The organism is Parabacteroides sp. D25, from assembly GCF_000307475.1.
In the GTDB taxonomy this organism is placed as follows: domain Bacteria; phylum Bacteroidota; class Bacteroidia; order Bacteroidales; family Tannerellaceae; genus Parabacteroides; species Parabacteroides distasonis.
Genome location: NZ_JH976501.1, coordinates 351,701 through 375,037, shown reverse-complemented (window position 1 = coordinate 375,037; position 23,337 = coordinate 351,701). Strand labels below are relative to the sequence as shown.

The following is a 23,337-nucleotide window of genomic DNA, read 5'->3' as shown; positions in this document are numbered from 1 at the left end:
CACATAAGGATAATCCGAAGTTCTATTCCGGTTATATGTCGGAGGTTGAGGCTCTTTTCTCTATTTTACGGGATTATAATTTGGTTATATAAGATGCGTTGGTTACTTTTACTAACGCATTTTTTTTGTGTCCAGCGGTCCGGTGATATAATATAAAGGTATAATATTCTAAAATCATTATAATAAACAAAACAACCCAAATTACTATGTCGAAAAGTGATATCAAAAAGGTGATTGTTCTGGGCTCGGGTGCCCTGAAGATCGGACAGGCCGGGGAGTTTGACTACTCTGGCTCGCAAGCGTTAAAGGCTCTGAAAGAAGAAGGGATCAGTACCGTATTGCTAAATCCGAATATCGCGACTATCCAAACATCCGAGGGAGTAGCCGATAAGGTATATTTCTTGCCTATCACTCCTTACTTCGTTGAGGAAGTTATCAAAAAAGAACAACCGGACGGAATCCTATTGGCGTTTGGCGGCCAGACCGCTTTGAACTGCGGTACTCAACTTTACACCAGCGGCACGTTGGCTAAATATGGCGTGAAAGTATTGGGTACATCCGTTGAGGCTATCATGTACACCGAGGACCGTGACCTATTTGTTAAGAAACTGAACGAGATAGAAGTGAAGACCCCGATCAGCCAAGCCGTAGAAAGCATGGACGACGCCGTGGCTGCCGCTTACAAGATCGGTTTCCCCGTAATGATCCGTTCCGCTTACGCATTAGGTGGTATGGGCAGTGGTATCTGCAAGGACGAGGCCGAGCTTCGCACCTTGGCGGAAAGCGCTTTCGCTTACTCATCCCAGATCTTGGTCGAGGAATCTTTGAAGGGTTGGAAAGAGATCGAGTTCGAGGTGATCCGCGACAAGAACGACCATTGCTTCACGGTAGTGAGCATGGAGAACGTTGACCCGCTAGGCGTACACACCGGCGAGAGTATCGTAGTGGCTCCGACTTGCTCCTTGACCGAGAAAGAATTAGACCTGTTGAAGGAACTTTCTACCAAGACGATCCGCCACTTAGGTATCGTGGGTGAATGTAATATCCAATACGCTTTCAACTCCGAGACTTGCGATTACCGCGTGATCGAGGTGAACGCTCGTTTGAGCCGTTCTTCCGCCTTGGCATCCAAGGCCAGCGGTTATCCATTGGCTTTCGTCGCCGCTAAGTTGGCGTTGGGCTACGGATTGGACGAGATCGGCGAGATGGGTACCCCGAACTCCGCGTACAAAGCGCCGGAGGTAGATTATATGATCGTGAAGATCCCGCGTTGGGACTTGACGAAGTTCGTGGGTGTCAGCCGCCAGATCGGTTCCAGCATGAAATCCGTCGGCGAGATCATGTCGATCGGTAAGAGCTTCGAGGAGATCATGCAGAAGGGTCTTCGTATGATCGGACAAGGAATGCATGGTTTCGTAGGTAACAACGATATCCACTTCGATAACTTGGACGAGGAGTTGGCGAACCCTACCGACTTGCGTATCTTCGCCGTGGCGCAAGCCTTGGAACAAGGATATAGCGTAGACAAGATCCATGAGTTGTCAAAGATCACACGCTGGTTCTTGGAAGGCTTGAAGAATATCGTGGATTACGCCAACGTATTGAAAGGCTACAACAAGATCGAGGATCTTCCGGAGGATGTATTGAAAGAGGCTAAACGCCTTGGTTTCTCAGACTTCCAGATCGCTCGTTACGTAGAGAGCCCGGAAGGCAATATGGAGAAAGAGAATATCCGCGTACGCAACTTGCGTAAGAAAATGGGCATTCTCCCTACCGTGAAACGTATCAACACGATCGCTTCCGAACATCCGGAATTGACCAACTATCTATATATGACTTACGACGGTACGCCGCACGACATCACCTACTACCCGAATGAGAAGAGCGTGATTATCTTGGGCTCCGGAGCTTACCGTATCGGCTCGTCCGTTGAGTTCGACTGGTGTTCGGTGAATGCCGCCCAGACCGCTCGTAAGCTAGGTTATAAATCGATCATGATTAACTATAACCCGGAGACCGTATCTACCGACTACGATATGTGCGACCGTCTTTACTTCGACGAGCTTTCATTCGAGCGCGTGCTAGACGTGATCGATCTGGAATTGCCGAAGGGCGTAATCGTCTCCGTAGGTGGACAGATCCCGAACAACTTGGCGATGAAACTCTACCGCCAGAATGTTCCGGTATTGGGTACTTCCCCGCTATCAATCGACCGTGCCGAGAACCGTCATAAATTCTCCGCGATGTTGGATTCGCTAGGTATCGACCAACCTCGTTGGGCAGAGCTTACCAGCATGGAAGAGATCGACGCGTTTATCGAGAAAGTAGGTTTCCCGATCTTGATCCGTCCGTCTTACGTATTGTCCGGTGCGGCGATGAACGTTTGCCATACGAAAGAGCAGATGATTGAGTTCTTGGATTTGGCCGCTAAGGTTTCCAAGGAATATCCGGTGGTCGTATCCGAGTTTATGCAAGGAACGAAAGAGATCGAGTTCGACGCTGTCGCTATGAATGGCGAGGTGGTTGAGTATGCGATCTCCGAGCATATCGAGTTCGCCGGTGTTCACTCCGGTGACGCTACCTTGGTGTTCCCGGCTCAGAAGATTTACTTCGAGACAGCCCGTCGTATCAAGAAAGTAAGCAAGATGATCGCGAAGGAGTTAAACATCAGCGGTCCGTTCAATATCCAGTTCTTGGCGAAGAATAACTTCGTGAAAGTAATCGAATGTAACTTACGTGCCTCACGTAGTTTCCCGTTTGTATCTAAAGTATTGAAACGCAACTTTATCGAGACGGCTACCCGCATCATGCTGGACGCTCCGTATACGAAACCGGATAAGAGCGCATTCGATATCGACTGGATCGGTATCAAGGCTTCCCAGTTCTCATTCGCCCGTTTGCACAAGGCAGACCCCGTATTAGGTGTGGACATGAGCTCCACCGGCGAGGTAGGTTGTATCGGCGACGATTTCAACGAGGCTTTGCTTTCCGCCATGATCGCCGTAGGCAACAGTATTCCTAAGAAGAACATTTTAGTTTCTTCCGGCGCAGCTAAGAGCAAGGTCGATTTATTGGAGCCTTGTCGCATGCTGGATGCCAAGGGTTACACGATCTATGGTACGCACGGAACCGCCAAGTTCCTGAACGACAACGGAATCAAGGCAACCGCAGTTTGCTGGCCGGATGAGGAAGGTGATTTGAACATCATGGATATGTTCAGCAATCACGCTTTCGAATTGGTAGTAAATATCCCGAAAGATCATAGCAAACGTGAGTTGACCAATGGCTATAAGATCCGCCGTGCGGCGATCGATCATAACATTCCATTGATCACGAACGCCCGTCTGGCCAGCGCCTTTATCGACGCTTTCTGCAATATGAACGTAGAAGATATTCAGATTAAGAGCTGGCAGGAGTACAAATAATCAAAATTTGATTATATTTGCATGCGTGTAATAGAAAGAGACAAGGCTTTATGCCTTGTCTCTATAGTTTAAAGACCATGTACAGACGGCTACCTTTTATCATATTATTATCTATACTGGCGGTTTTCGCCTTGCGTGCGTCTGTGGTCGCTCCCTCTATCCTCGTACAAAATTATTCCGTAGACGATTACAAGGCTAGTTGCCAAAATTGGGATTTAGCGGTTTCCTATCATGGCATCTTATATGTAGCTAATAATTCCGGTCTGGTTACTTTTGACGGGAATACATGGAACACATATCCATTACCGGATAAAACCCCTATTTATAAAGTATCTTTCCAGAACGATTCTATCTATACCCAAGGCAAATCATCGTTAGGCTATTGGCTATACGACAAACTCGGGAATCTGGAATACCATCCGATCGATACGCTCCCGTCATATATAAATTTTGATGATCCCGAGACGAATTACACGATCCCGAAAGAAATCGAGGAGAAGCACCCAACTTCCTTCGCTAGCGCCGGAGGTCTCAATTTCACGGGAACATCTACGTCCGGTATTTATATCACCAACGACGAAGGGGAGATCTTTCAACATCTCAACATCAATAATCAGTTACAAGATAATATCGTACGCTCCATCTGCGTACAGGATAATAATTTAATCTGGGTCGCCTTGGATAATGGTATCTCCCAAATAGATATCAATCCTCCCATCGCCATGTTAGGTAAAAGAAGCCAGATCGGAAAGTTGGAAGACGCTGTAAAAGAGGATAACCGCCTCTATATCCGGACCAATGTCGGCTACTTCAGCCGGAGCCTGATGTTTGGTGATAAGTTTACCCCGATATCCGATGAGATCGGACGTTCATATATCCATCCGGATACGACCGATAATCATTTATCGGTAAGCTCTTTATTTAAGAATAAAGACGTATTGAGCGTATTCGCCAACGCAGAAAGTATTTACCCGGTTCCAGACAATTTGTATTGGCTCACGATCCAGAATGAGGCCGGACTCTTCCATCGGGAAAACGGTACAGGAACTTTAAAATGCCGGATCCTATTCGATAATTACGATCTGAATCTGGTAACCAATGGCAAACGGATCATCCCCTTGAATGATTCTCTTGATTTGGTATCTGCCATGCAAGGAACCCTATTAATCAACACTCGTCAATTAATAGAGGGAAGCCTAGGAGGATTGACGATGCCACGGTTTATGCGCATCGAGTATCAAGATCAAGAAGGTACACATTATTTATATCCGGACACGCAAAGAATCGACCTGCCCCATAACTTCCAAGAACTCTCGCTATACATCGGAACAACGGTATTCACCCCTAATCACCAAATCAGTTATAAGCTGGAAGGGGTATCCGCCGATTGGTCTTCTTGGCAGAAAGACGGCAAAATTACCTTCTTACAACTTCCGGAAGGAACTTATGAGCTAAGGGTACGTAAATATGTAACCCGTGGGCCGTTTCCCGAGATCACGATGCAAATCACGGTGCGCCCTCCTTGGTATAATACCGTATGGGCCTATTTGATCTACGTCGCTTTGATATGGTTCGCCATTCAAGAAGGACTTCGGTACCATTTAAGGAATTTGCGGAAAAAAGAACAAGAAAAGCTGGAGGCAGAGCGACAAGCCGAACTGCAAAGGCTTCAACAAATGAAAAGCGAGATGCTGGAAACGGAGTTGCAAAACAAAAACAATGAGCTTACTCTCCAGACAACAGCTTTGGTAAAAAGAAACGAGGCAATCCAAGCTTTGTTGGAAGAACTGGATAAGCAGAAAGAGACATTGGGTGACCGATACCCCAATAAGTTATATACCCGTTTACGTTCCTTGATCGAATCTACCTTGAACGATCAAGCGGATTGGGTGCAGTTCGAGACCTATTTCAATAGCGCCCACCAGAATTTCATGGATCGTTTACGCCAGCAATACGCAGATATAACGGCAGGCGATTTGCGTATTTGTTGCTTACTCCGCATGAACCTTTCCACGAAGGAGATCGCATCGTTAATGAATGTATCCGTACGGGCTATCGAGCTAAGAAGATACCGCTTAAGAAAGCGATTAGCCCTTGATGGGGATACGAATCTTGTCGATTTCCTGATGAACTACTAAAAATATTTTCCGAGAATCTCACCAGAACGCCCGACGGGTTGGTTATACGTCCTCCAATTGCACATGGCTACCGGAGGGGAAGAAAGCTACAAGATCGTATTGAAGTAAAAAATTCTTCCCGAAAATGATCTCTCGACAAACTCAACATCTAACATGAATAATTTATTCCGGGAAATTTTCACATGGAAATCATTACACTATCAATATATATATATTTGTATTCAAACTTTTGTTTCACTTAAATTTAATGATGTATGGGAAAGAGATTTTTTAAATTCACGGCGTTAATCAGTTTGATCTTTTTCGCTATAAACGTAGATGTTTTAGCAGAAGGTGACAGTGATGATCATGCTTGCCCGGATGGCGACCAAGGCCCAGTCATAAGCTGCGGCAGATATGAGGGGACTTGCTGGAATGTAGATTGGATAAGTGGTATTTATTATGTGCATTGTTATTTCTCAGGAATGCAAGAACATCATTGTTATCCAGATTAAAAAGCATGAAAAGTATCATCTATTATTTTTCGATGATATCCATATTTTTCTTTCTTTCTTGTACGGGATGGAAGGATAAGAAAAATATGGAATCAGATATCATCACCGTGAATTTGGACGAGCGAGACGAGATCTCCACTAAAGATCTATTTTCTGAGATCCAACTCATTCCGTTAGAGACAACGCCAGAATCGCTGATCCGTAATATAACCCAAATCAAGTTTTTTGAGGATCGATATTATATTCACGATTATTCGAGATCCCAAATCTTTGTTTTCGATAGGGAGGGACATTTCCAATTCGCGCTTAACGAGAAAGGAAACGGCCCGGGTGAGTATTTAAACTTAACAGATTTCGCGATCGATACGACCCGCAGGAACCTTGTAGTACTTTGCGCCGTCAGCAACGCTCTCTTTTTCTATGATCTAGGGGGCAAGTTCATCGAGAAAAAGAAACTTCCTGAAATAGCGGGGGCCTACAACAGCCTACAGTTCCAAAACAAGGATACGATAGCTTTCTTCACATACGATTACGACCATCGCTTGAAGTTTTATTCCCTATCAAGAAACGAGATACTCGATGAATATTTTCCTGAAGACATAAAAGATGTATTTTGTAGGGGTGTATTTCCATTTCCACACGCTTTTCGAAGGTCTTTGACTAATACGATTTATTCACTATCGGGAGCGACCTTTACAGAGCTTTATCGTTGGGATTTTGGTGATTTAAATAATGACATCGAAAAATTAGAATTCCATCCCAATATGAGCAAGCAAGAAATAATTCAATACGCGAAGGATGTCTATTCCTCTAAGAGCGTAAATTATATAATAGACTCTCAGGGACAAAACAGCAGATATCGATACGCCATGGTAGTCCGCCAAAACAAGTACATCCAACTGTTTTATAACAGGAAAAACCATGACTTGCTTCAATTCGAGCGAACCAAGGAGGGCTTGCAACTTTACCCGATCTACTTCGGAGAAGACTTCATCCTCTGTACTCCGGAAGGAGGGCTTCCATTAAATGATCTATTTCCCGAGAAGTTAAGAAATGAGGATCAGCAAAGAATTATTCAATCACATTCGGAACAAGAGAATCCTGTCTTAGTAAAATATGTTTTCAAAAATGAAGGTTAACGAGAATACAATTTATATTTTCCTTTTGGGGATACTGGCAGGCATAATTTGTATGCAATGCGTGAATCATTTTAGAAAATCCCCGAAGGATGTGTATGTTGACAATTTTGAATACGAGAAAGAAAGTCTGGGTATCCTTAAAAGAGAAGAACTAAAAAATGAACACTATGAATGCCTTGATCAAATAGCCTATTGGGGAACAGACTCTCTAGATTCTTTCTCCTTAAGTAATTTATGTAATGATAAAAAATTATTCTTTTGTTTTTCAGAGAAAACATGTCCTCCTTGTATCGATGCAGTTGTCGATATAATGAACGAGGTTTTTACAGACGAGGAAATAAAAACAAAAATAGTTTTCGTATCGCCTGATTATCCTGCTCGATTAAGAAACGATTGCTATGGGAAAAAACTATTGAGCTTACATAATAAGAATTTAGGGCTACCTATGGAACTAGAAGATTCTTTCGCTCCTTTCTTATTCATTATGGATAAAGATTTATGTGTTAAATATTTACATATTCACAATAAACCACTCCCACGACTTACTTTAATTTATCTGGAAGAGATAAAAAAAATGTGGTAGATCTTATTGCGGTTGATCGTACGATATTAAGCCGCAGGCTGTTAACGAGGATGGGAAGGAGGATTTGATCATCGTCGGAAGCTTTGAGGAAGCGGAAGGAATGATCGAAGAAAGAATCGTGTTGGAATTGGAGGATGTGCCAGCGTATCTCTGGCTTCCGGATCGCATCACTTTAGAATCTCGCAAAAAGTGAGTCTTATATAATTTTAATCTATTTGACATATAATATACTATATAACAGCATAGTATATATATACAAAAGGAGCTTGAGAAAGTCTTGTAGTAGTCTTATCCAATAAAAAAATCATTTGCGCAAGTCGTGTAGTAGTCATTTTCATGGCTACCGTAATTTATTGTGTTTCCTTTGCCAGCGAATAAAATCTTAAATTCTTTCGACATGATGAAACACGAACTGGAGAAACAATTAGATGCGCTAGAAAAGAAAGGTGTCGACAGACGGCATTTCTTTAAGTTATTAGCGGCGACAGGACTGATCGCGGGAGCTAATACCGGAAAAGCAAACGCTTTTTCAAGCAGCGCAAAAGGTAAAATCGTTATTATCGGTGGAGGAGCCGCTGGTATCAGTATGGCTGCCCGATTAAAACATTGGCTTGATGAACCGGATATCACCCTGATTGACCCCAGCGATCGTCAGTTTTATCAACCGGGATTCACTCTGATCGCCTCAGGTGTATACCAACCGGAAGATGTTTGGAAGAAGCAAGAGGATTGTATGCCTAGCGGTATAAAATGGATAAAGGACTCGGTCGCTGCGGTTGATCCCGTATGGAATCAAGTAACGACCAAAAGTAACGGAAAGATTCCGTACGACTTTTTAGTACTGACCCCGGGATTACAATGTAACTGGGAAAAAGTAGAGGGCATTACCCACGACACCTTGGGACAAGGAAACGCAAACTCTATTTACGATTTCGAAGGAGCCCAAAAGACATGGAAAGCTCTTCAAGAATTCGCTAAAAAAGGAGGCAAAGGTATTTATACCGATACCTATACAAAACATAAATGTGGTGGTGCTCCCAAAAAGATCTGTTTATTATCCGAGCATTACGCAAGGAAACAAGGGACTCGCGACAAACTGCAATTGAATTATTTTACCGCATCGAAGGAGCTATACGATATTCCGTATTTCACGCCTCGCTTGCTGGAAATATATAATGAACGTAACATACCTATTAACTTGAATGTACGTGTAAAAGGTGTAGACACATCCGCAAAACAAGTGCATTTTGAGAAAATAGAGACAAAAGGCGAAGAAAAGATCGTAACGCCGTTCGTAGAGGATTACGATTTCTTACACTTCACCCCGCCTATGTCCGCTCCCGATTTCGTTCGTGATGCCGGATTAGGTTGGACAGAAGGTAAATTGGCCGCGGACGCATGGGTAATGGTCGATAAAGAGACCTTGGTACATAAGAAATACCAGAACATCGTTTCTCTGGGTGATGTAGCCGGTATCCCGACCAGTAAAACATCTGCCGCTATCCGTAAGCAAGTACCTATCGCCGCCAAGAACCTGATCGCGCTCATGGAAGGTAAAGAGCCGACCGAGAAATACAACGGTTATGCCGCTTGCCCGATCGTTACGGATTATGGACACGTGTTGCTTTGTGAGTTTGACTACGAAAAGAAACCAGACATTTCATTCCCATTCTCGATGATCGATACATCAAAAGAGCAATGGCTTGCTTGGATCTTAAAGGTATATATTTTAAAACCGATGTATTTCAACGGAATGCTTAACGGTTACGCATAATATGAATAAAAAAAATCTATGAAATAAAACTCCCTATAATTTCGAATGCCAAACTACAAAGCCCCGGGTTTCAGTTGTACGAAACCGGGGTTTTTGATTTTTAACGGGTAGCCTTTTCCACTAAATATACGATCGACTTATAGGATATCCCACTATTCATCGTCAAACCAATCTCGCACGTACGGCTATTGCTATATCCTTCCGTCGCCCCATGCAAGTTCGGTTTCAAGTAATGAAGACCGGAAGCGTTTAGTTCCGGATAGAAGAAACCACGATCGCCCGCCCAACCGCAACAAGTAACTTGAGCGGGAGAGACCACCCGGTTCGCGCATAAGCCCGCCAGTTCCACCAGCTTGTCTTGTACTCCCATCTTCGTTGTACTACAAGTAGAGTGTACCGCTACCGTAACCGGCAACTTAGTAAAGTTCAGACGATCACGCATAAAGTCATAGATAAACTCCACAGGTTCATATAATCGTAAACGTTTATCCAAGGTTTCCCTCATATGCAGCAAGCAAGGGCTCATGTCACACAAAATAGGCAAGCGGCCGTTATCGCTCGCCCGCAAAAGAGCCTCATTCAATTCCTCCGCCTTCTGCGCCGCTTGCTTCCGGAACCCTTTACTGCTAAAAGCCATGCCGCAACAAAGCTTACTTAGATTCTCAGGATAACGAATCGTAAAGTCCGCTCTTGTCAATAAAGCGATTATTTGTTCCGTTACACTTACAAAATCCACATCTTCATAATCAGCTGAAGCTCCCATCGTACGGGTAATACAAGACGGGAAATAAACCATTTCCATCCCATTCTCTACACCCGTCAGTTCCTTGAACTTTGACGCGCCAGAAGGTGTATGCCGAGTCCAAAGCGGGAATTTATGAGCGGAAGCCCTAAACAAGAAAGAGGCAAATCTCTCGAATGCGTTATACCCCACCAGCTTTGAAAGCACATGAGGCAGCTTAAGCAAAGGACGAAGCATACCCGTTACGGTTCCCATATTCCCGGCGATGCCTGAAGCGATAGCATTCGCCAAGACACCATTCTCTTTCCACCGTAACTCTTTGATCAATAAACCGGTATTAATGCCAACCGGACATGCCGTAGCACATAGGCCATCGGTAGCGCAGGTAGCGTTACCTTTATAGTTAAAGGCTTTCTTGAGTTCTTTATATCGCTTAGAGTTTGTTTCCCCCTGTTCCGCCAAAGCCGATAATTCCCTATAGATCACGATACGTTGCCGGGGTGTCAATGTCACATGCCTTGACGGACATTGTATCTCACAAAAACCACACTCGATGCATTTATCGATCAGCTCATTCGCCAACGGTATTTGCTTTAAGTTCTTTATAAACACATCCGGGTCCCGATTTAAAAGGACGCCCGGATTTAATATATTTTCCGGGTCAAAGAGCCTTTTGATCTTCCACATCAACTCATAAATCTCCTCACCCCATTCATCTTTAACAAATGGAGCCATATTTCGTCCCGTGCCATGCTCCGCTTTCAAGCTACCGTCGTAGTAAAGTACCACATCTACAAGGCTACGCATAAAAGAAGCGTAATGATCGATACCTTCCTGTGCGTTTATATCCGGAAAAATCGTGAAATGAACGTTTCCATCCAATAAATGTCCCCACATCACCGCATTTCCGTATCCATAATCCGACAAGACCCCACGCACTTGTTCCAAAGCCTCTCCTAAAACCTCTTCCCGGAAAGCAATATCTTCAATAATAGATACCGTCCCCCGTGGCCGTCTTCCCGCAGCGGAAGTAAATAAACCGTTTCGTACCCGCCAATAAGTAGCGTAAAGCTTCGGATCGGTCGTAAATGATACCGGACATAAGGTCTGTATATCTGCTAGCCGCTCCTCTATATCCCGGAATTGGATTTGAAGTTCTTCTTCCGAATTAGAAGACGTGTCGATCAGTAACGCTACCGCATCCTCGGGTAAAGAATGTAATATCTCCGGCATCCCCGGTTCATCCTCTACCGCATGTAAGGCGTTTCTATCCATCAACTCGGCGGCGGACACCTTGCATTGGCGTAACGGGTCTATGGCTCTGCATGCTTCTATCAAAGAGGGGAAATAAATCAAGGCGGAAGCTTTTAAAGACTCATCCGGGACTGTCTCGAAAGTAACCGAAGAAATAAACCCTAAGGTTCCTTCCGAGCCAACCATTAAATGCATGAGTATATCGTATGGATCAGTATAATCCAAGAAAGAGTTCATTCCATAACCGCAGGTATTCTTCAACTCATATTTAGATAGAATCCGGTCTTCCATGTCCGGATTCAACAAGATCTCCAAACGGAAATTCATCAACTTTTCCAATAAGCCTATATGCGTTTGCATGAAATCCCTGCGACTCGCTAACGAAGAAGTATCCAAAAAGGCTCCATCCGCGAAGATAATTTCCATATCCCGAATCGTATTATACGAGTTATGGATAATACCATAGCTAGAACCACTCGAGTTATTCGCTACGATCCCACCTATACGTGCGGATTTGATGGAGGCAGGGCTAGGACCCAGTTTGCGGCCATAAGGCCTCAGCCACCGGTTCGCCTCTTCTCCAGTTATACCACAGGGGAATTTAGCTAAACTCCCATCTCCTGAAATCTTAACCTTTCCATAATCAGGACTGATTTCCATCAATACAGAATCTGTGATAGTCTGGCCGGATAAAGAAGTCCCCCCAGCTTTAAAGGTTACAGATTTACCAGTCTTCTCACATTCAGCAAGAACACGTTTTACATCCTGCTCACAACTCACGATTTCAACTCGTTTGGGATTCAACCTGTAAATCCCGGCATCTGTTCCCTTCGCTAATGTAGTTAAAGCATCAGCATATACCTTTTTTATCTTCATAGTCTAATACCTTTATTTGTCTAGAAACGACATTTCAACAAAGATATGAAACCTTTAAGACAATCAGGGCATTTCTCTAAAATAACGAGGAGAATACCCGAATACTAGCTCCGGATGGAAAATCCAGATTAAATCTTTCAATAGATATTCCGGATGTATAGGGAATTCCTCGTAATAAGGAACTGCACCTGTATTACAGGTATAAATCCGTTTTTTTTTAAAAGCGTCGAAATTCTCGTAAGGAGTATATTCGGAGCGTAAATCTTTATAGGTCATCTCAGAAGACTGATTATATTTAACAAGCCAAATATCCGCATGGATCGCTTTATCAAACACGGTCTCAAATGCTAAGGGGGTACTTCCGGCACCCGGTAAATCCTTAAACATATAATCGGCTCCGGCGTCCTCGATAAGATGAGCCATATAACTATCTCCGGATGGTACATACCACGAAGAGCCGAACTTCTTCTCCGACAAAACAGTAGGACGATTATCTATATTTGCGGTTAAGTCCTTTAGAGACAAATAGGCTTGCTCTGTTTCTTTAAATATAGAATCGGCCATCTCTTCCTTTCCGAATAGCAAACCATAAAAGCGAATCCACTCCGTGCGCCCCAAAGGAAATGCCTCCATATAGTCGGCTCCTTCGATAATGGGTATCCCTATCTTCTCGACAGGCCCATAACTACTGTTCTGAAACGGGGAAGCTATCACGAGTTCCGCACCGATCTCTATCATTTTCTCTATATTCGGAGAGGTAGCCTCACCTAAATCAGCGATTCTTCCGGCCTGTATACCCTCTTGTATGGCAGGAGTATCCATATAACGAGGCTCACAAACACCTATAACCTTATTGATTTCGTGCAATTGATCAATAATAGCCGCATGAACAGAAGTATAAACCACAATATCTTTTACCGGGACCTTCACGATCGTCCCTTTGGGTAATCCGCCAGGAACCGACTTTGTCCGGTCTACCAATAAATAGCGTTGAAGCAGACGAGTACTATCCCACGGATCACGAACTTCCACCATTGTATAGGTATCAAAGCGCTGAACCGTGAAACCTTGGGCATATTGAATACTATCAGAGGAAAGAGCTTCCTTGGAAGAAGTTTGCTTTCCGGATGGCGTACATGCCACCATCCAGAAAGCGAACCCTAAGAGAATCAGTAATCGCATTAGATATTATCTTTTTGAGCGAGGACTACTTTCATGGGATTTAAACCGGCCTCAAACTTCTTGAACAATTTACCGTCACCTCCGAAACAATAAATATCGCCATTATTCTTATAATCAGACTCTGCGACATAGACATTTCCACCCACGGCACTGATTGAATAAGGGGACTGTATTGAGGTTCCATCTGTAATAAAGCTCGTTCCCGCAGATTGACTCTTTGTATCAAATGTTAAAAATGCAGGGCTAGACATTCCCCATTGCGCATAGAACAGAAATAGCTTGCCATCCTCATAGGCCATCTCCGTTGCGTTTGGACAATTCGTAAGGGAAGTAACCTCATAAGTCTCCGTATTTATCTTTTGTACCGTATTGGGTATATCCGCATAGTTACCCATAGAAACCACATATACATTTCCTTGCTCATCCGCCTGTATCCGTGTGGGATTCAATACTACATCCAACTTCTTTATCTCTGTAAAAGTAGACAGATCAACCACTGATACCGTTTTATCATACCCAACCTCGGTACTGTAATCCATACCTCCGGAGTTTGAGACAAACAATTTATTAGAAGATACCGCCAATTGTTCCGGATTCCGTCCGACCTTTACCTTCGCCTCAACCTCCAAGGATGCGGTATCCAAACGAGCGACATATCCATTATAATAGCTAATATAGACTTTTCCACCCTCTGATACCATATAACGGGGCTGCCCCTCTGTCTTGACTTGCTTAATGGATTTTGCCTTCAGATCTGTCACTTCTATCGTAGACTCTCCATATACCGCGATATACATCTTATCGCCATACACGATCATATCCTGTGCCGTATCTCCCAGCCCCCTGCCATTTTGAGCCAAGAAATAATCGGGGACAACCTCATCCTTTTCTATGTCGTACATATATAAAGAAGAGTTGTTATTTCCCATATTGCCCGAATTCAAGAAATATAAAGCCATGAAAGAACTATCCTTCACAAAATCAATAACTCTTACGGAAGCATAAACAGAAGACTCACCTTCCGCATTTGCGGCTATAACTAATAAATAGCCTATATTTACGACATCCGTAATAGCATATGAATGTGTTCCAACTTCTACCTCCGCAATTTTCATATCTTTAGCGGTTCCATCAGAGGAACCATAAATCACGTACTTTGTTACATTGTCAACAGAAGACGGAGCTGTCCAATTTAAGGTTCCGCTAACTTTTAAAGCTTCCGGATTCTCATCCGTAAAACTGACATTAGTTACAGATACATTTGGTATGTTCAGTGAAGGCTCATTGTCATCATCACAGCTGACAAACGAGAAAGACATCAATGCACACAAGGCAGAGACACAAACTAAATTCTTCTTTTTCATTACTTTACTTTTATAGTTTACTAATAGGATAAACAAATACTTAAACGCCAAGAACGGCCCGGCATGGGATAATACTGAATAACATCATAATTCACGTTCGCAAGATTTAACAATTCACCTTGCAAACGCAAACCGAAATATCGAAAACGAAAATCTCGATTTATAGAAATACTCTGTTCTATATAAGAATCAATCCTGTTCCGATCTATATTTTGCGGCAATGCATAACGATCACCAACCGCAGTCAGTATATAAGAGACATTTACCCATGGATTTTCCAAGGTTACGGAAACCGTGCCAGAATGACGAGGTGTATAAGGAATCTGATCCTTATAATTCTTAGCTTCCGGATCTGTCACATCAACCGCGTATTGAAAAGAATAAGTGGAAGCCAAAAGCAAGCTCATTCGTAAGGGCAATCGGAATTGTGTAGATAAATTTACATCTACCCCTTTAATATCCACTTCGCCCATATTCATCATCTTCCAAACATACATGGTAGGTAAAGCCACGATCTTATCTTTCACCGTATTATAATATCCATCCGCCGAAATACTGAAATGCCGCAGCCAATCCCCACAGGAAGAACTCCATGTTACCCCTACATTATATTGGGAAGTTTCTTCCGGTTTCAAATTTGTATTTCCCATACGGAGGTAATACAAGTCCGTAAATGTAGGAACCCGGAATATATCTTTGTAAGAGGCACGTATCCGCAAAGTACTTTCCGAGAATGGCCGCCAAGACAAACTTACAGCCGGGGATAAACGCCTCTTATCATCCGGTTTTTCCCCTTGCTCCACTTTATCAGTGATATATGTTCCCAATAAACTAGCGGTAGCCGTGAATCGACTGTTCTTATATTGCACCGCTAGTACTGATTGAGAGGCCATTCGCTTTGGATTAGGGCCGTTCACAAAATTATTGTCCAGCATAGAGCGAGTTAAATCCGTAGTCAACGTCGCCGATACATACTTTATAGGAGTATACAGCAAACCTACAGAGCCATAATACTCATTCTGTGTATTCAAATCGACTTGTTCGCCCGCAGCATATTTATCATTTATATCTAAATAACGAGTAAAAGCATAATTATACTTAGCCATGGCCCGTAGCGTAAATTTCTCATTAAGAACATTCTTATACCCCGATTGCACGAAAAAGTTATTATCCCATAATCGTTCAGAAGTGTTCTTGTTATATAAATTAACAGAACCGGGAAGCCCCCGCTCCGAATCAAAATAGTACGCCTTAAAGGAAAGTTCGCCTCCCCTTCCAAAATCGCCGAATAGATTACCTTCCAAATGGTAAGCATGGATATCGCTATTTCTACGCTTCTCTCTCGTCTCCAATTCCCCATTAATCAATGTATAGGGATATTGCCCATCCGCACGCACGAAATCACCATGTAAGGATGCGCTCCAACGCTTTCCTAATTTTTGATCATAATGCAGCACGGGATTAAAAAGCCCGAAGGAACCTCCCTTAACCTTAAGATAAGTATGAAACGATTTGTCTTTAAACGTGGGCTTTCCGGTTTGTATATTCAAGGCTCCTGCCGAGGCATACACCCTTGCCGTTTGGAAGATGTCATCCGATTGTCCGATCGATAAGGAAACCATCTCCACGTTATCCAACGAGAAACGGCTGATATCGACTTGCCCGCTTTGCGCATCCGTAATCGTCACCCCATCGTAACTGACGGCGGTATGCTTCGCTCCCAAGCTACGTACCGAGACCGTTTTCAATCCTCCGATCCCCCCATAATCCTGTACTGTAACTCCCGAGAAGCGTTTCACGGCCTCGGATAGGTCTTGTACTCCCAAGCGATCGATTCCCGCCCGGTCCATAATTTGCAAAGGCGTACCTTCACGGGTGACCGACGGACGTACCTTCTCCACTACTTCCACCCCGGAAAGCTCGTGATAGGCCGTCGTATCGATCTGTTGACCGAAAGCGACACCCAAAGAAAATAACCATACGCTAAAAACGCACAGACATCTTATAAGATATAAATCTCGCATAATAATTCTTAGGTTTACCAACGTCTTCACCCGAAACGTCGCATAACAAAATCATGGCAGGTTTTCTGGCTCGTCCACCCTCTGTCGGCTACCTTCCCGCCTATCCGATAGGCAGTGGCAACAAGATTTGCCGGGGCTCCAAGGACTTACAGCTACGGGTACAGCTCCGGACTCGCACCGGATTCCCTTTTACTGATTATTATCGGAATCGATAACATCTACACCTTGATTGGCCGCAAAGATACATGTTTACTTTTTGATTAGCAACAAAAAAGCCCCCCGGCGAATCACTTCGGCGGAAGGCTAGGGAGTTTACACTTTTCTAAACATTACTAACAACAAAATATTTATTCTATGTATAAAAGAATAATATCATTAACTGTGCGGTCAACACACGCAAAAACATGGTCAATGGATAAACCGTCGCATATCCAACCGCCGGCGCATCATTTCCTGCCGCCATATTGGAATAGGCTAACGCAGGAGGATCGGTCGTACTTCCCGCAATCAATCCCATCAACGTAAAATAATTCAGTTTATAAAAATACCTTCCCACACAACCGATAATCAGTAGAGGCAATAACGTTATTATAAAACCATAACCGATCCAAGCTACACCACCCTTATTGACTATCGTATCGACAAAACCTTCACCCGCACTCAATCCCACGCAGGCGAGAAACAACGTGATTCCTAATTCCCTCAATAGTAAATTAGAACTTTGCGTGGTATAAGTAACCAATTTATAACGATAACCGAACCGGCTTATCAATATCGCAACGATCAACGGACCTCCCGCTAATCCTAATTTCACCGGTTGAGGAATACCCGGAAAACTAATAGGAAGACTTCCCACGATAATACCCAAAACTATACCAACAAAAATAGTCACCAAATTAGGTTCATTCAAGCGTTTCATTGAATTACCCAGCGTCTCGGCAACTTTCTCCACCGCCAATTCACTACCGACCACTGTCACCCGGTCGCCTATTTGCAAGACCAGATTAGGAGTAGCTACCAACTCCAGCCCCGCACGATTGATCCGAGTCACGTTAATTCCATGTAAACGGCGTAACTGCAAAGCCCCTAATTGCTTACCGTTGATTTCAGACCGGGTAACCAAAATACGCCGGCTGATAAACTGGCTTTCCGCCGGAATCCATTGCTTACGATCCATCTGTATTTCTTGACCGATAAAAGTCTTTATCGCCTCCACGTCATGCTCTGCGGTAATAACAAAAATCTTATCATCCCCATTCAATACCGTGTTCCCCGCCACGATCTCTATCCGATTCGTATCGTTACGTAAAATACGGGAAATAACAAATTCACGGTGTTCCAACAATTTAGATAGCTCACTTACGCTACGACCAAAAATCGCCGGATTCTTCACCACCAAAGAGATAGGTACAGCCTCTCCTCCCGATTCCGTATCCGTCTCTTCTTCCAATTGTTCCGTCTCCTTCGCAAAAGAGATACGGAAAACATAACGGATAAAAATCATCGACAAGATAATGCCGATCACACCTAACGGATAGGCAACCGCATATCCTAAAGCGATCGTTTCATCCGAGATCCCCGTCATATCTGAATAAGCCTGTTGAGCAGCGCCCAATCCCGGTGTATTCGTCACTGCTCCGGATAAGATACCTACCATTGTCGGTATAGGAATGCCTGTAATATAATGTATAATCAAGGCAGTAATCACCCCTAGAAAAACAATACCGCAAGCAAGCATATTCAACGTGATCCCTCCCTTTCGAAACGAAGAGAAAAATCCGGGGCCTACTTGCATACCTACCGAGTAAACAAATAAGATCAAACCAAACTCTCTAAAAAAATGAACGACCGACGGATTCGCCGTAAAACCGAAATGCCCGAGAAAGATCCCGACAAACAGTACCATGGTAATCCCTAAAGAGATACCGAATAGCTTCAGTTTACCAAGCTGGATCCCCAGAGCGATCACAACGGATAACAAAAGGATAGAATGCCCTACCCCTTCTCCCCATAACAATTCATTAATCCATTCCATATCTATTCATGTATATATTAATTTAAGATAAAAAAGTACCTCTGGCGAATCACTTCGGCAGAGATACACATATTGAACATTTAGTATCCCAGTTTAATCTGGCATCCATTCTAACAACATTTACTAATATATTTTCTATTTCTTATGCTGATAATTTAGACAAACTTTCCTCTTCCGGCAAAAGGGTTACCGGCCATTCAAATGTCGCACGACAGTGCGAACAGATCCTTTTCATACGTCTTTGTTCCTTTTAAGATATTGCTTATCTTTTCGTACTGCTTTCCTAATCCCTCGAGCAAAAACAGCCTTTAATGAATGGCAGGTCTTCTGACTGACTCCCATCTTGAAGCCTTCCCGGTCGCTAGAACCAGTGGCGATAGTGTTGTTTCAAGATGTTCTTCGGAGCTTCACAGCAGCGGGACTGTCCGGGATTTACACCCGATTCCCTTTTAATCCACATACCCGAATGGTATATGCGGAACCGATTCGGGAACAAAGATAGCATGTTTTCCGTATATATCATATCTTTTCGCTTTTTTGTTTACTTTTATTATCCAAATAAAAAAATCCCGGGACAAAACAATTGAACCGGGATCTTTTAACCTCTAAGCTATCCTCCCGACAGGAAGAGGCTTTGATTTTCCTTAAATAATAATTACTACAAGGGAATATTTCCATGTTTTTTAGGAGGATTACTCTGGCTCTTATTTTTCGCCATTTCCAACGCCTGAATCAATTTAAAACGTGTGTCTCTAGGTTGTATGACTTCATCTATAAATCCTTGCTCGGCTGCCCGGTAAGGATTTGAGAATTTCTCGGTGTATTCACGAATTGCTTGTTTCTTCTCCTCATCGTTGGCTTTCCGGTATAATATATTCACGGCACCTTCAGCCCCCATCACCGCAATCTCAGCCATCGGATATGCCAAGTTTATATCGGCACCGGTAGGCTTACTTGCCATTACGATATAGGCTCCCCCGTAAGCCTTCCGGGTAATCAACGTGATTTTGGGAACCGTGGCCTCCGCATAAGCGTAGACAATTTTTGCCCCGTGGCGTATAATTCCCGCATGTTCTTGCGTACAGCCCGGCAAGAAGCCCGGCACATCCTCGAACGTGATCAATGGAATATTGAAGCAATCGCAGAAGCGAATGAAACGTGCGGCCTTATCAGAAGCATCGATATCCAAGACTCCCGCTAAAAAGGCAGGTTGGTTCCCTACGATACCTATGGTACGGCCTCCCAAACGAGCGAATCCCACTACAATATTGCGAGCGAAATGAGGCATAATCTCGAAAAAGTAATGATTATCCACTATCGGCTCTATAATATCCTTGATGTCATAAGGGACATTAGGATCTTCCGGAATCACATGCTGCAACGACTCTTCTACCCGACGCACATCGTCAGCACAAGCTATAACTGGAGCGTCTTCCATATTATTAGAAGGCAGGAAACTCAGAAGTTCCCGGATACTCATCAAAGTCTCCTCTTCCGTATCACACACAAAATGTGCGACCCCGCTTTTTCCGCTATGTACCTGCGCCCCGCCCAGCTCTTCCTTATCGATCACCTCGTGAGTCACCGCCTTTACGACATCCGGCCCCGTGATAAACATATGACTTTGCTCTTTGACCATAAAAATAAAATCGGTCAAAGCCGGGGAATAACAAGCGCCCCCCGCACAAGGCCCCAAAATAGCCGATAATTGGGGAACGACTCCCGAGGCCATCGTATTTTGGTAAAAGATAGAAGCATAACCAGCCAAGCTATTCACCCCTTCTTGAATCCGGGCACCCCCCGAGTCATTCAAGGCGATGATCGGCGCTCCGTTCTTTAAGGCTAATTGTTGCACTTTCACGATCTTAGCGGCATTCGTGGCACTCAAGGTCCCACCGTATGCGGTAAAATCATAAGCGTAAACAAATACCAAACGACCATCGATCTTTCCATAACCACTTACCATTCCATCACCGGGAATCTTATTCTTATCCATCCCGAAGTTTGTACACCGATGCACCACGAATTTATCCAGCTCATTGAAAGTCCCTTTATCCAACAGCATCTCGATTCGTTCACGGGCGGTCATACGCCCGCAAGCATGTTGTTTCTCAATGCGATTCAATCCTCCTCCCAACGAGGCCTCTTTATTCAAAGCCTCAAAATCTTTATATAATTGCTCGTTATTCATATGAATCATCTTTTAATAGGTCTAAAGTCATAAGCACTTGATTGTTATCAACGGAATCTCCCTCGGATACCAATATATCTTTTACCACGCATGCTGAGCTTACCTTATAGTTACTCTGCATCTTCATCGCCTCAAGTACGACCACGGTATCCCCCGTTTCCAAGCGATCTCCTTTCCGCACAGGTATTTTCACGACTTTACCCGGCATCGGGGCGACAATCTTGTCATCTTGCTTCTCTTCCGCACTTTTACGCATACGCAAATATTTCTTTTGGGTATCTACGATATCCACATGATAGGAACGGTAGAACATATTCACGTCATAACTCCGATGATCTTCTCCGGAGATGATCTCCGCGTTAAATGAGTTCCCATCGTGCAAGACAGAACAACTGCCGTTCTCCGTCATCACGATATCCACATCATACGGCTTCCCGTCGATAGAAAGCCGGACTTTATTCCCTTCTTTACTGACCAATGTCACATCGGCCACACGATTTCCGATATGTATTTCCATAACCAATACCCGTTAAATCCGTAAGACACCTTTTTGTAAACCAAACTCCCGCCAACGGCTGATAGGACGTGTATCCACCAATTGGGTAGAAGTATTTTCCTCTAAATTCATCAAATAATCCATATAAGCGGCGATCATGGCGATATTCTCGATTTCCTCGTTATTACCGTTAGACCGTTGTAGCATCCGGGCATTCTTAGCGATAAATAATGTATTATATTCCCCTTTCACGAAATCAGGATTATGCATGATACGTTTCAAATAACTGAGGTTCGTCTTTAAGCCCGTGATTTTATATTCATATAGAACCCGGCGCATACGCTCGATCGCATACGCACGTGTCGTTGCCCATACGATTAATTTACCGATCATAGGGTCATAATAGACCGGAATCTCATACCCTTCATATACATAGCTATCGATACGTACCCCGATACCATTCGGTTCCGTTAATTGCCGGATAATACCCGGGGAAGGCATGAAATTATTTTCCGTATCCTCCGCACAGATCCGGCACTCGATGGCATGTCCTCGTTGGAAAAGATCTTCTTGACGAAGATGCAAAACCTCATTATTGGCGATACGGATTTGTTCCTTTACCAAATCCACCCCTACCACTTCTTCCGTGATAGGATGCTCTACTTGTAGCCGGGTATTCATTTCCAAAAAATAAAAATGGCGGTCCTTATCTACAAGGAACTCTATCGTTCCCGCTCCGGAATAATGAACCGCTTTAGCCGCAGCCACAGCCTTTTCCCCCATTTCTTTACGTAAGTCCGCTGTTAGGAATGGAGACGGGCTTTCCTCTACTATTTTCTGGTTACGACGTTGAACCGAACATTCCCGGTCAAATAGATGAATGACATTACCATGGTTATCTCCCAATATCTGGAATTCTATATGATGCGGCTCCTCTACGAATTTCTCTATATATACCGTATCATCACCAAATGAGGACAACGATTCTGAACGAGCCGTATGATAAGCCTCGACAACCTCGCCCTTCTCATGTATCAGGCGCATCCCTTTTCCTCCACCTCCCATAGAAGCTTTCAGCATAACAGGGAAACCAATTTCTTCGCAAACCCGAAGCGCTTCTTCCGCACTTTGCAACGGTTGCTCCGTACCGGGAACCACAGGAACCTCTGCGGCGATCATGCGTTTGCGTGCGGCGATCTTATCTCCCATCGCTTCCATCGTCTCCGCTGACGGGCCGATAAATATCAATCCTTCTTGCTTACAACGGCGTGCGAAGTCCGCGTTCTCCGACAAGAAACCATAACCGGGATGTATCGCATCGGCATGGTGCCGTTTCGCCGCAGCGATCAGATTGTCTATATTCAAATAACTTTCCTTGGAAGCCGCCGGGCCTATCAAGGCTGCCTCATCCGCATACATTACATGCCGAGCGGTACGATCGGTCTCCGAATATACGGCAACAGTGCGAATCCCCATCTCCTTACATGAGCGCATCACACGGATAGCGATCTCACCTCGATTCGCAACAAGCACTTTACGGATCATGTCGCCACGAGGACATAAATTCTCCATAAATCATTAACTATTGATTCTTATTCTTTTCGTACTGCTTTCCTAATC

General features: G+C 43.9%; 14 protein-coding genes and 2 riboswitches. Of the genes, 6 read left to right on the top strand and 8 right to left on the bottom strand.

Annotation, left to right across the window (positions count from 1 at the left end):
* Positions 1-206: 206 nt before the first annotated feature.
* The 6 genes from carB (at position 207) to HMPREF0999_RS05070 (ending at position 9,553) form a co-directional block, all read left to right on the top strand.
* Positions 207-3,425 (top strand): carbamoyl-phosphate synthase (glutamine-hydrolyzing) large subunit, encoded by a 3,219-nt coding sequence (gene carB, locus HMPREF0999_RS05095; protein ID WP_005859594.1) that lies wholly within the window; start codon positions 207-209, stop codon positions 3,423-3,425.
* 77 nt (positions 3,426-3,502) lie between these two features.
* On the top strand, positions 3,503-5,563 hold the full coding sequence (locus tag HMPREF0999_RS05090; protein WP_008779156.1) for a transcriptional regulator: 2,061 nt from the start codon (positions 3,503-3,505) through the stop codon (positions 5,561-5,563).
* 254 nt (positions 5,564-5,817) lie between these two features.
* Positions 5,818-6,057 carry a hypothetical protein gene (locus HMPREF0999_RS05085; RefSeq protein WP_008779155.1) on the top strand — a complete coding sequence of 80 codons (240 nt, stop codon included), beginning with the start codon at positions 5,818-5,820 and terminating at the stop codon, positions 6,055-6,057.
* 5 nt (positions 6,058-6,062) lie between these two features.
* Positions 6,063-7,196 carry a 6-bladed beta-propeller gene (locus tag HMPREF0999_RS05080; RefSeq protein WP_005859602.1) on the top strand — a complete coding sequence of 378 codons (1,134 nt, stop codon included), beginning with the start codon at positions 6,063-6,065 and terminating at the stop codon, positions 7,194-7,196.
* Positions 7,186-7,779 carry a hypothetical protein gene (locus tag HMPREF0999_RS05075; protein ID WP_005859604.1) on the top strand — a complete coding sequence of 198 codons (594 nt, stop codon included), beginning with the start codon at positions 7,186-7,188 and terminating at the stop codon, positions 7,777-7,779. The genes HMPREF0999_RS05080 and HMPREF0999_RS05075 overlap by 11 nt, the downstream gene beginning before the upstream one ends.
* A gap of 397 nt (positions 7,780-8,176) precedes the next feature.
* A complete protein-coding gene (locus tag HMPREF0999_RS05070; protein WP_005867456.1) occupies positions 8,177-9,553 on the top strand; it encodes an NAD(P)/FAD-dependent oxidoreductase in 1,377 nt (458 codons plus the stop codon).
* Positions 9,554-9,653: 100 nt separating this feature from the next.
* Here HMPREF0999_RS05070 and HMPREF0999_RS05065 read toward each other — a convergent pair whose 3' ends face one another.
* The 8 genes from HMPREF0999_RS05065 to accC all read right to left on the bottom strand — a co-directional run bounded on the left by HMPREF0999_RS05065 (position 9,654) and on the right by accC (position 23,262).
* Positions 9,654-12,425, bottom strand: a complete 2,772-nt coding sequence (locus HMPREF0999_RS05065) for an FAD-binding and (Fe-S)-binding domain-containing protein (RefSeq protein WP_009275343.1) — start codon at positions 12,423-12,425, stop codon at positions 9,654-9,656.
* 63 nt (positions 12,426-12,488) lie between these two features.
* Positions 12,489-13,607, bottom strand: coding sequence for an ABC transporter substrate-binding protein (locus tag HMPREF0999_RS05060; protein ID WP_009275342.1), 1,119 nt, complete (start codon positions 13,605-13,607; stop codon positions 12,489-12,491).
* Positions 13,607-14,971 (bottom strand): DUF5074 domain-containing protein, encoded by a 1,365-nt coding sequence (locus HMPREF0999_RS05055; protein WP_005859612.1) that lies wholly within the window; start codon positions 14,969-14,971, stop codon positions 13,607-13,609. The genes HMPREF0999_RS05060 and HMPREF0999_RS05055 overlap by 1 nt, the downstream gene beginning before the upstream one ends.
* Before the next feature lie 20 nt (positions 14,972-14,991).
* Positions 14,992-16,995 carry a TonB-dependent receptor plug domain-containing protein gene (locus tag HMPREF0999_RS05050; protein ID WP_005859614.1) on the bottom strand — a complete coding sequence of 668 codons (2,004 nt, stop codon included), beginning with the start codon at positions 16,993-16,995 and terminating at the stop codon, positions 14,992-14,994.
* A 37-nt stretch (positions 16,996-17,032) separates the two neighbouring features.
* Positions 17,033-17,238, bottom strand: a riboswitch (cobalamin riboswitch).
* A gap of 109 nt (positions 17,239-17,347) precedes the next feature.
* Complete coding sequence (locus HMPREF0999_RS05045; protein WP_005859616.1) at positions 17,348-19,030, bottom strand: putative transporter; 1,683 nt, start codon at positions 19,028-19,030, stop codon at positions 17,348-17,350.
* A gap of 299 nt (positions 19,031-19,329) precedes the next feature.
* Positions 19,330-19,531, bottom strand: a riboswitch (cobalamin riboswitch).
* Between the two features lie 157 nt (positions 19,532-19,688).
* Positions 19,689-21,221, bottom strand: coding sequence for an acyl-CoA carboxylase subunit beta (locus HMPREF0999_RS05040; RefSeq protein ID WP_009275341.1), 1,533 nt, complete (start codon positions 21,219-21,221; stop codon positions 19,689-19,691).
* Positions 21,214-21,738 (bottom strand): biotin/lipoyl-containing protein, encoded by a 525-nt coding sequence (locus HMPREF0999_RS05035; RefSeq protein WP_005859628.1) that lies wholly within the window; start codon positions 21,736-21,738, stop codon positions 21,214-21,216. Before HMPREF0999_RS05035 ends, HMPREF0999_RS05040 begins: the two co-directional genes overlap by 8 nt.
* Positions 21,739-21,750: 12 nt before the next feature.
* Complete coding sequence (accC, locus tag HMPREF0999_RS05030) at positions 21,751-23,262, bottom strand: acetyl-CoA carboxylase biotin carboxylase subunit (protein ID WP_008777846.1); 1,512 nt, start codon at positions 23,260-23,262, stop codon at positions 21,751-21,753.
* Between the last annotated feature and the right edge of the window lie 75 nt (positions 23,263-23,337).

Coding starts and splice junctions, on each gene's coding strand:
- HMPREF0999_RS05090 (WP_008779156.1), top strand. CDS start 3,503: ATGTACAGACGGCTACCTTTTATCATATTATTATCTATACTGGCGGTT.
- HMPREF0999_RS05085 (WP_008779155.1), top strand. CDS start 5,818: ATGGGAAAGAGATTTTTTAAATTCACGGCGTTAATCAGTTTGATCTTT.
- HMPREF0999_RS05045 (WP_005859616.1), bottom strand. CDS start 19,030: ATGGAATGGATTAATGAATTGTTATGGGGAGAAGGGGTAGGGCATTCT.
- HMPREF0999_RS05080 (WP_005859602.1), top strand. CDS start 6,063: ATGAAAAGTATCATCTATTATTTTTCGATGATATCCATATTTTTCTTT.
- HMPREF0999_RS05040 (WP_009275341.1), bottom strand. CDS start 21,221: ATGAATAACGAGCAATTATATAAAGATTTTGAGGCTTTGAATAAAGAG.
- HMPREF0999_RS05035 (WP_005859628.1), bottom strand. CDS start 21,738: ATGGAAATACATATCGGAAATCGTGTGGCCGATGTGACATTGGTCAGT.
- HMPREF0999_RS05050 (WP_005859614.1), bottom strand. CDS start 16,995: ATGCGAGATTTATATCTTATAAGATGTCTGTGCGTTTTTAGCGTATGG.
- HMPREF0999_RS05070 (WP_005867456.1), top strand. CDS start 8,177: ATGATGAAACACGAACTGGAGAAACAATTAGATGCGCTAGAAAAGAAA.
- HMPREF0999_RS05060 (WP_009275342.1), bottom strand. CDS start 13,607: ATGCGATTACTGATTCTCTTAGGGTTCGCTTTCTGGATGGTGGCATGT.
- carB (WP_005859594.1), top strand. CDS start 207: ATGTCGAAAAGTGATATCAAAAAGGTGATTGTTCTGGGCTCGGGTGCC.
- HMPREF0999_RS05055 (WP_005859612.1), bottom strand. CDS start 14,971: ATGAAAAAGAAGAATTTAGTTTGTGTCTCTGCCTTGTGTGCATTGATG.
- accC (WP_008777846.1), bottom strand. CDS start 23,262: ATGATCCGTAAAGTGCTTGTTGCGAATCGAGGTGAGATCGCTATCCGT.
- HMPREF0999_RS05075 (WP_005859604.1), top strand. CDS start 7,186: ATGAAGGTTAACGAGAATACAATTTATATTTTCCTTTTGGGGATACTG.
- HMPREF0999_RS05065 (WP_009275343.1), bottom strand. CDS start 12,425: ATGAAGATAAAAAAGGTATATGCTGATGCTTTAACTACATTAGCGAAG.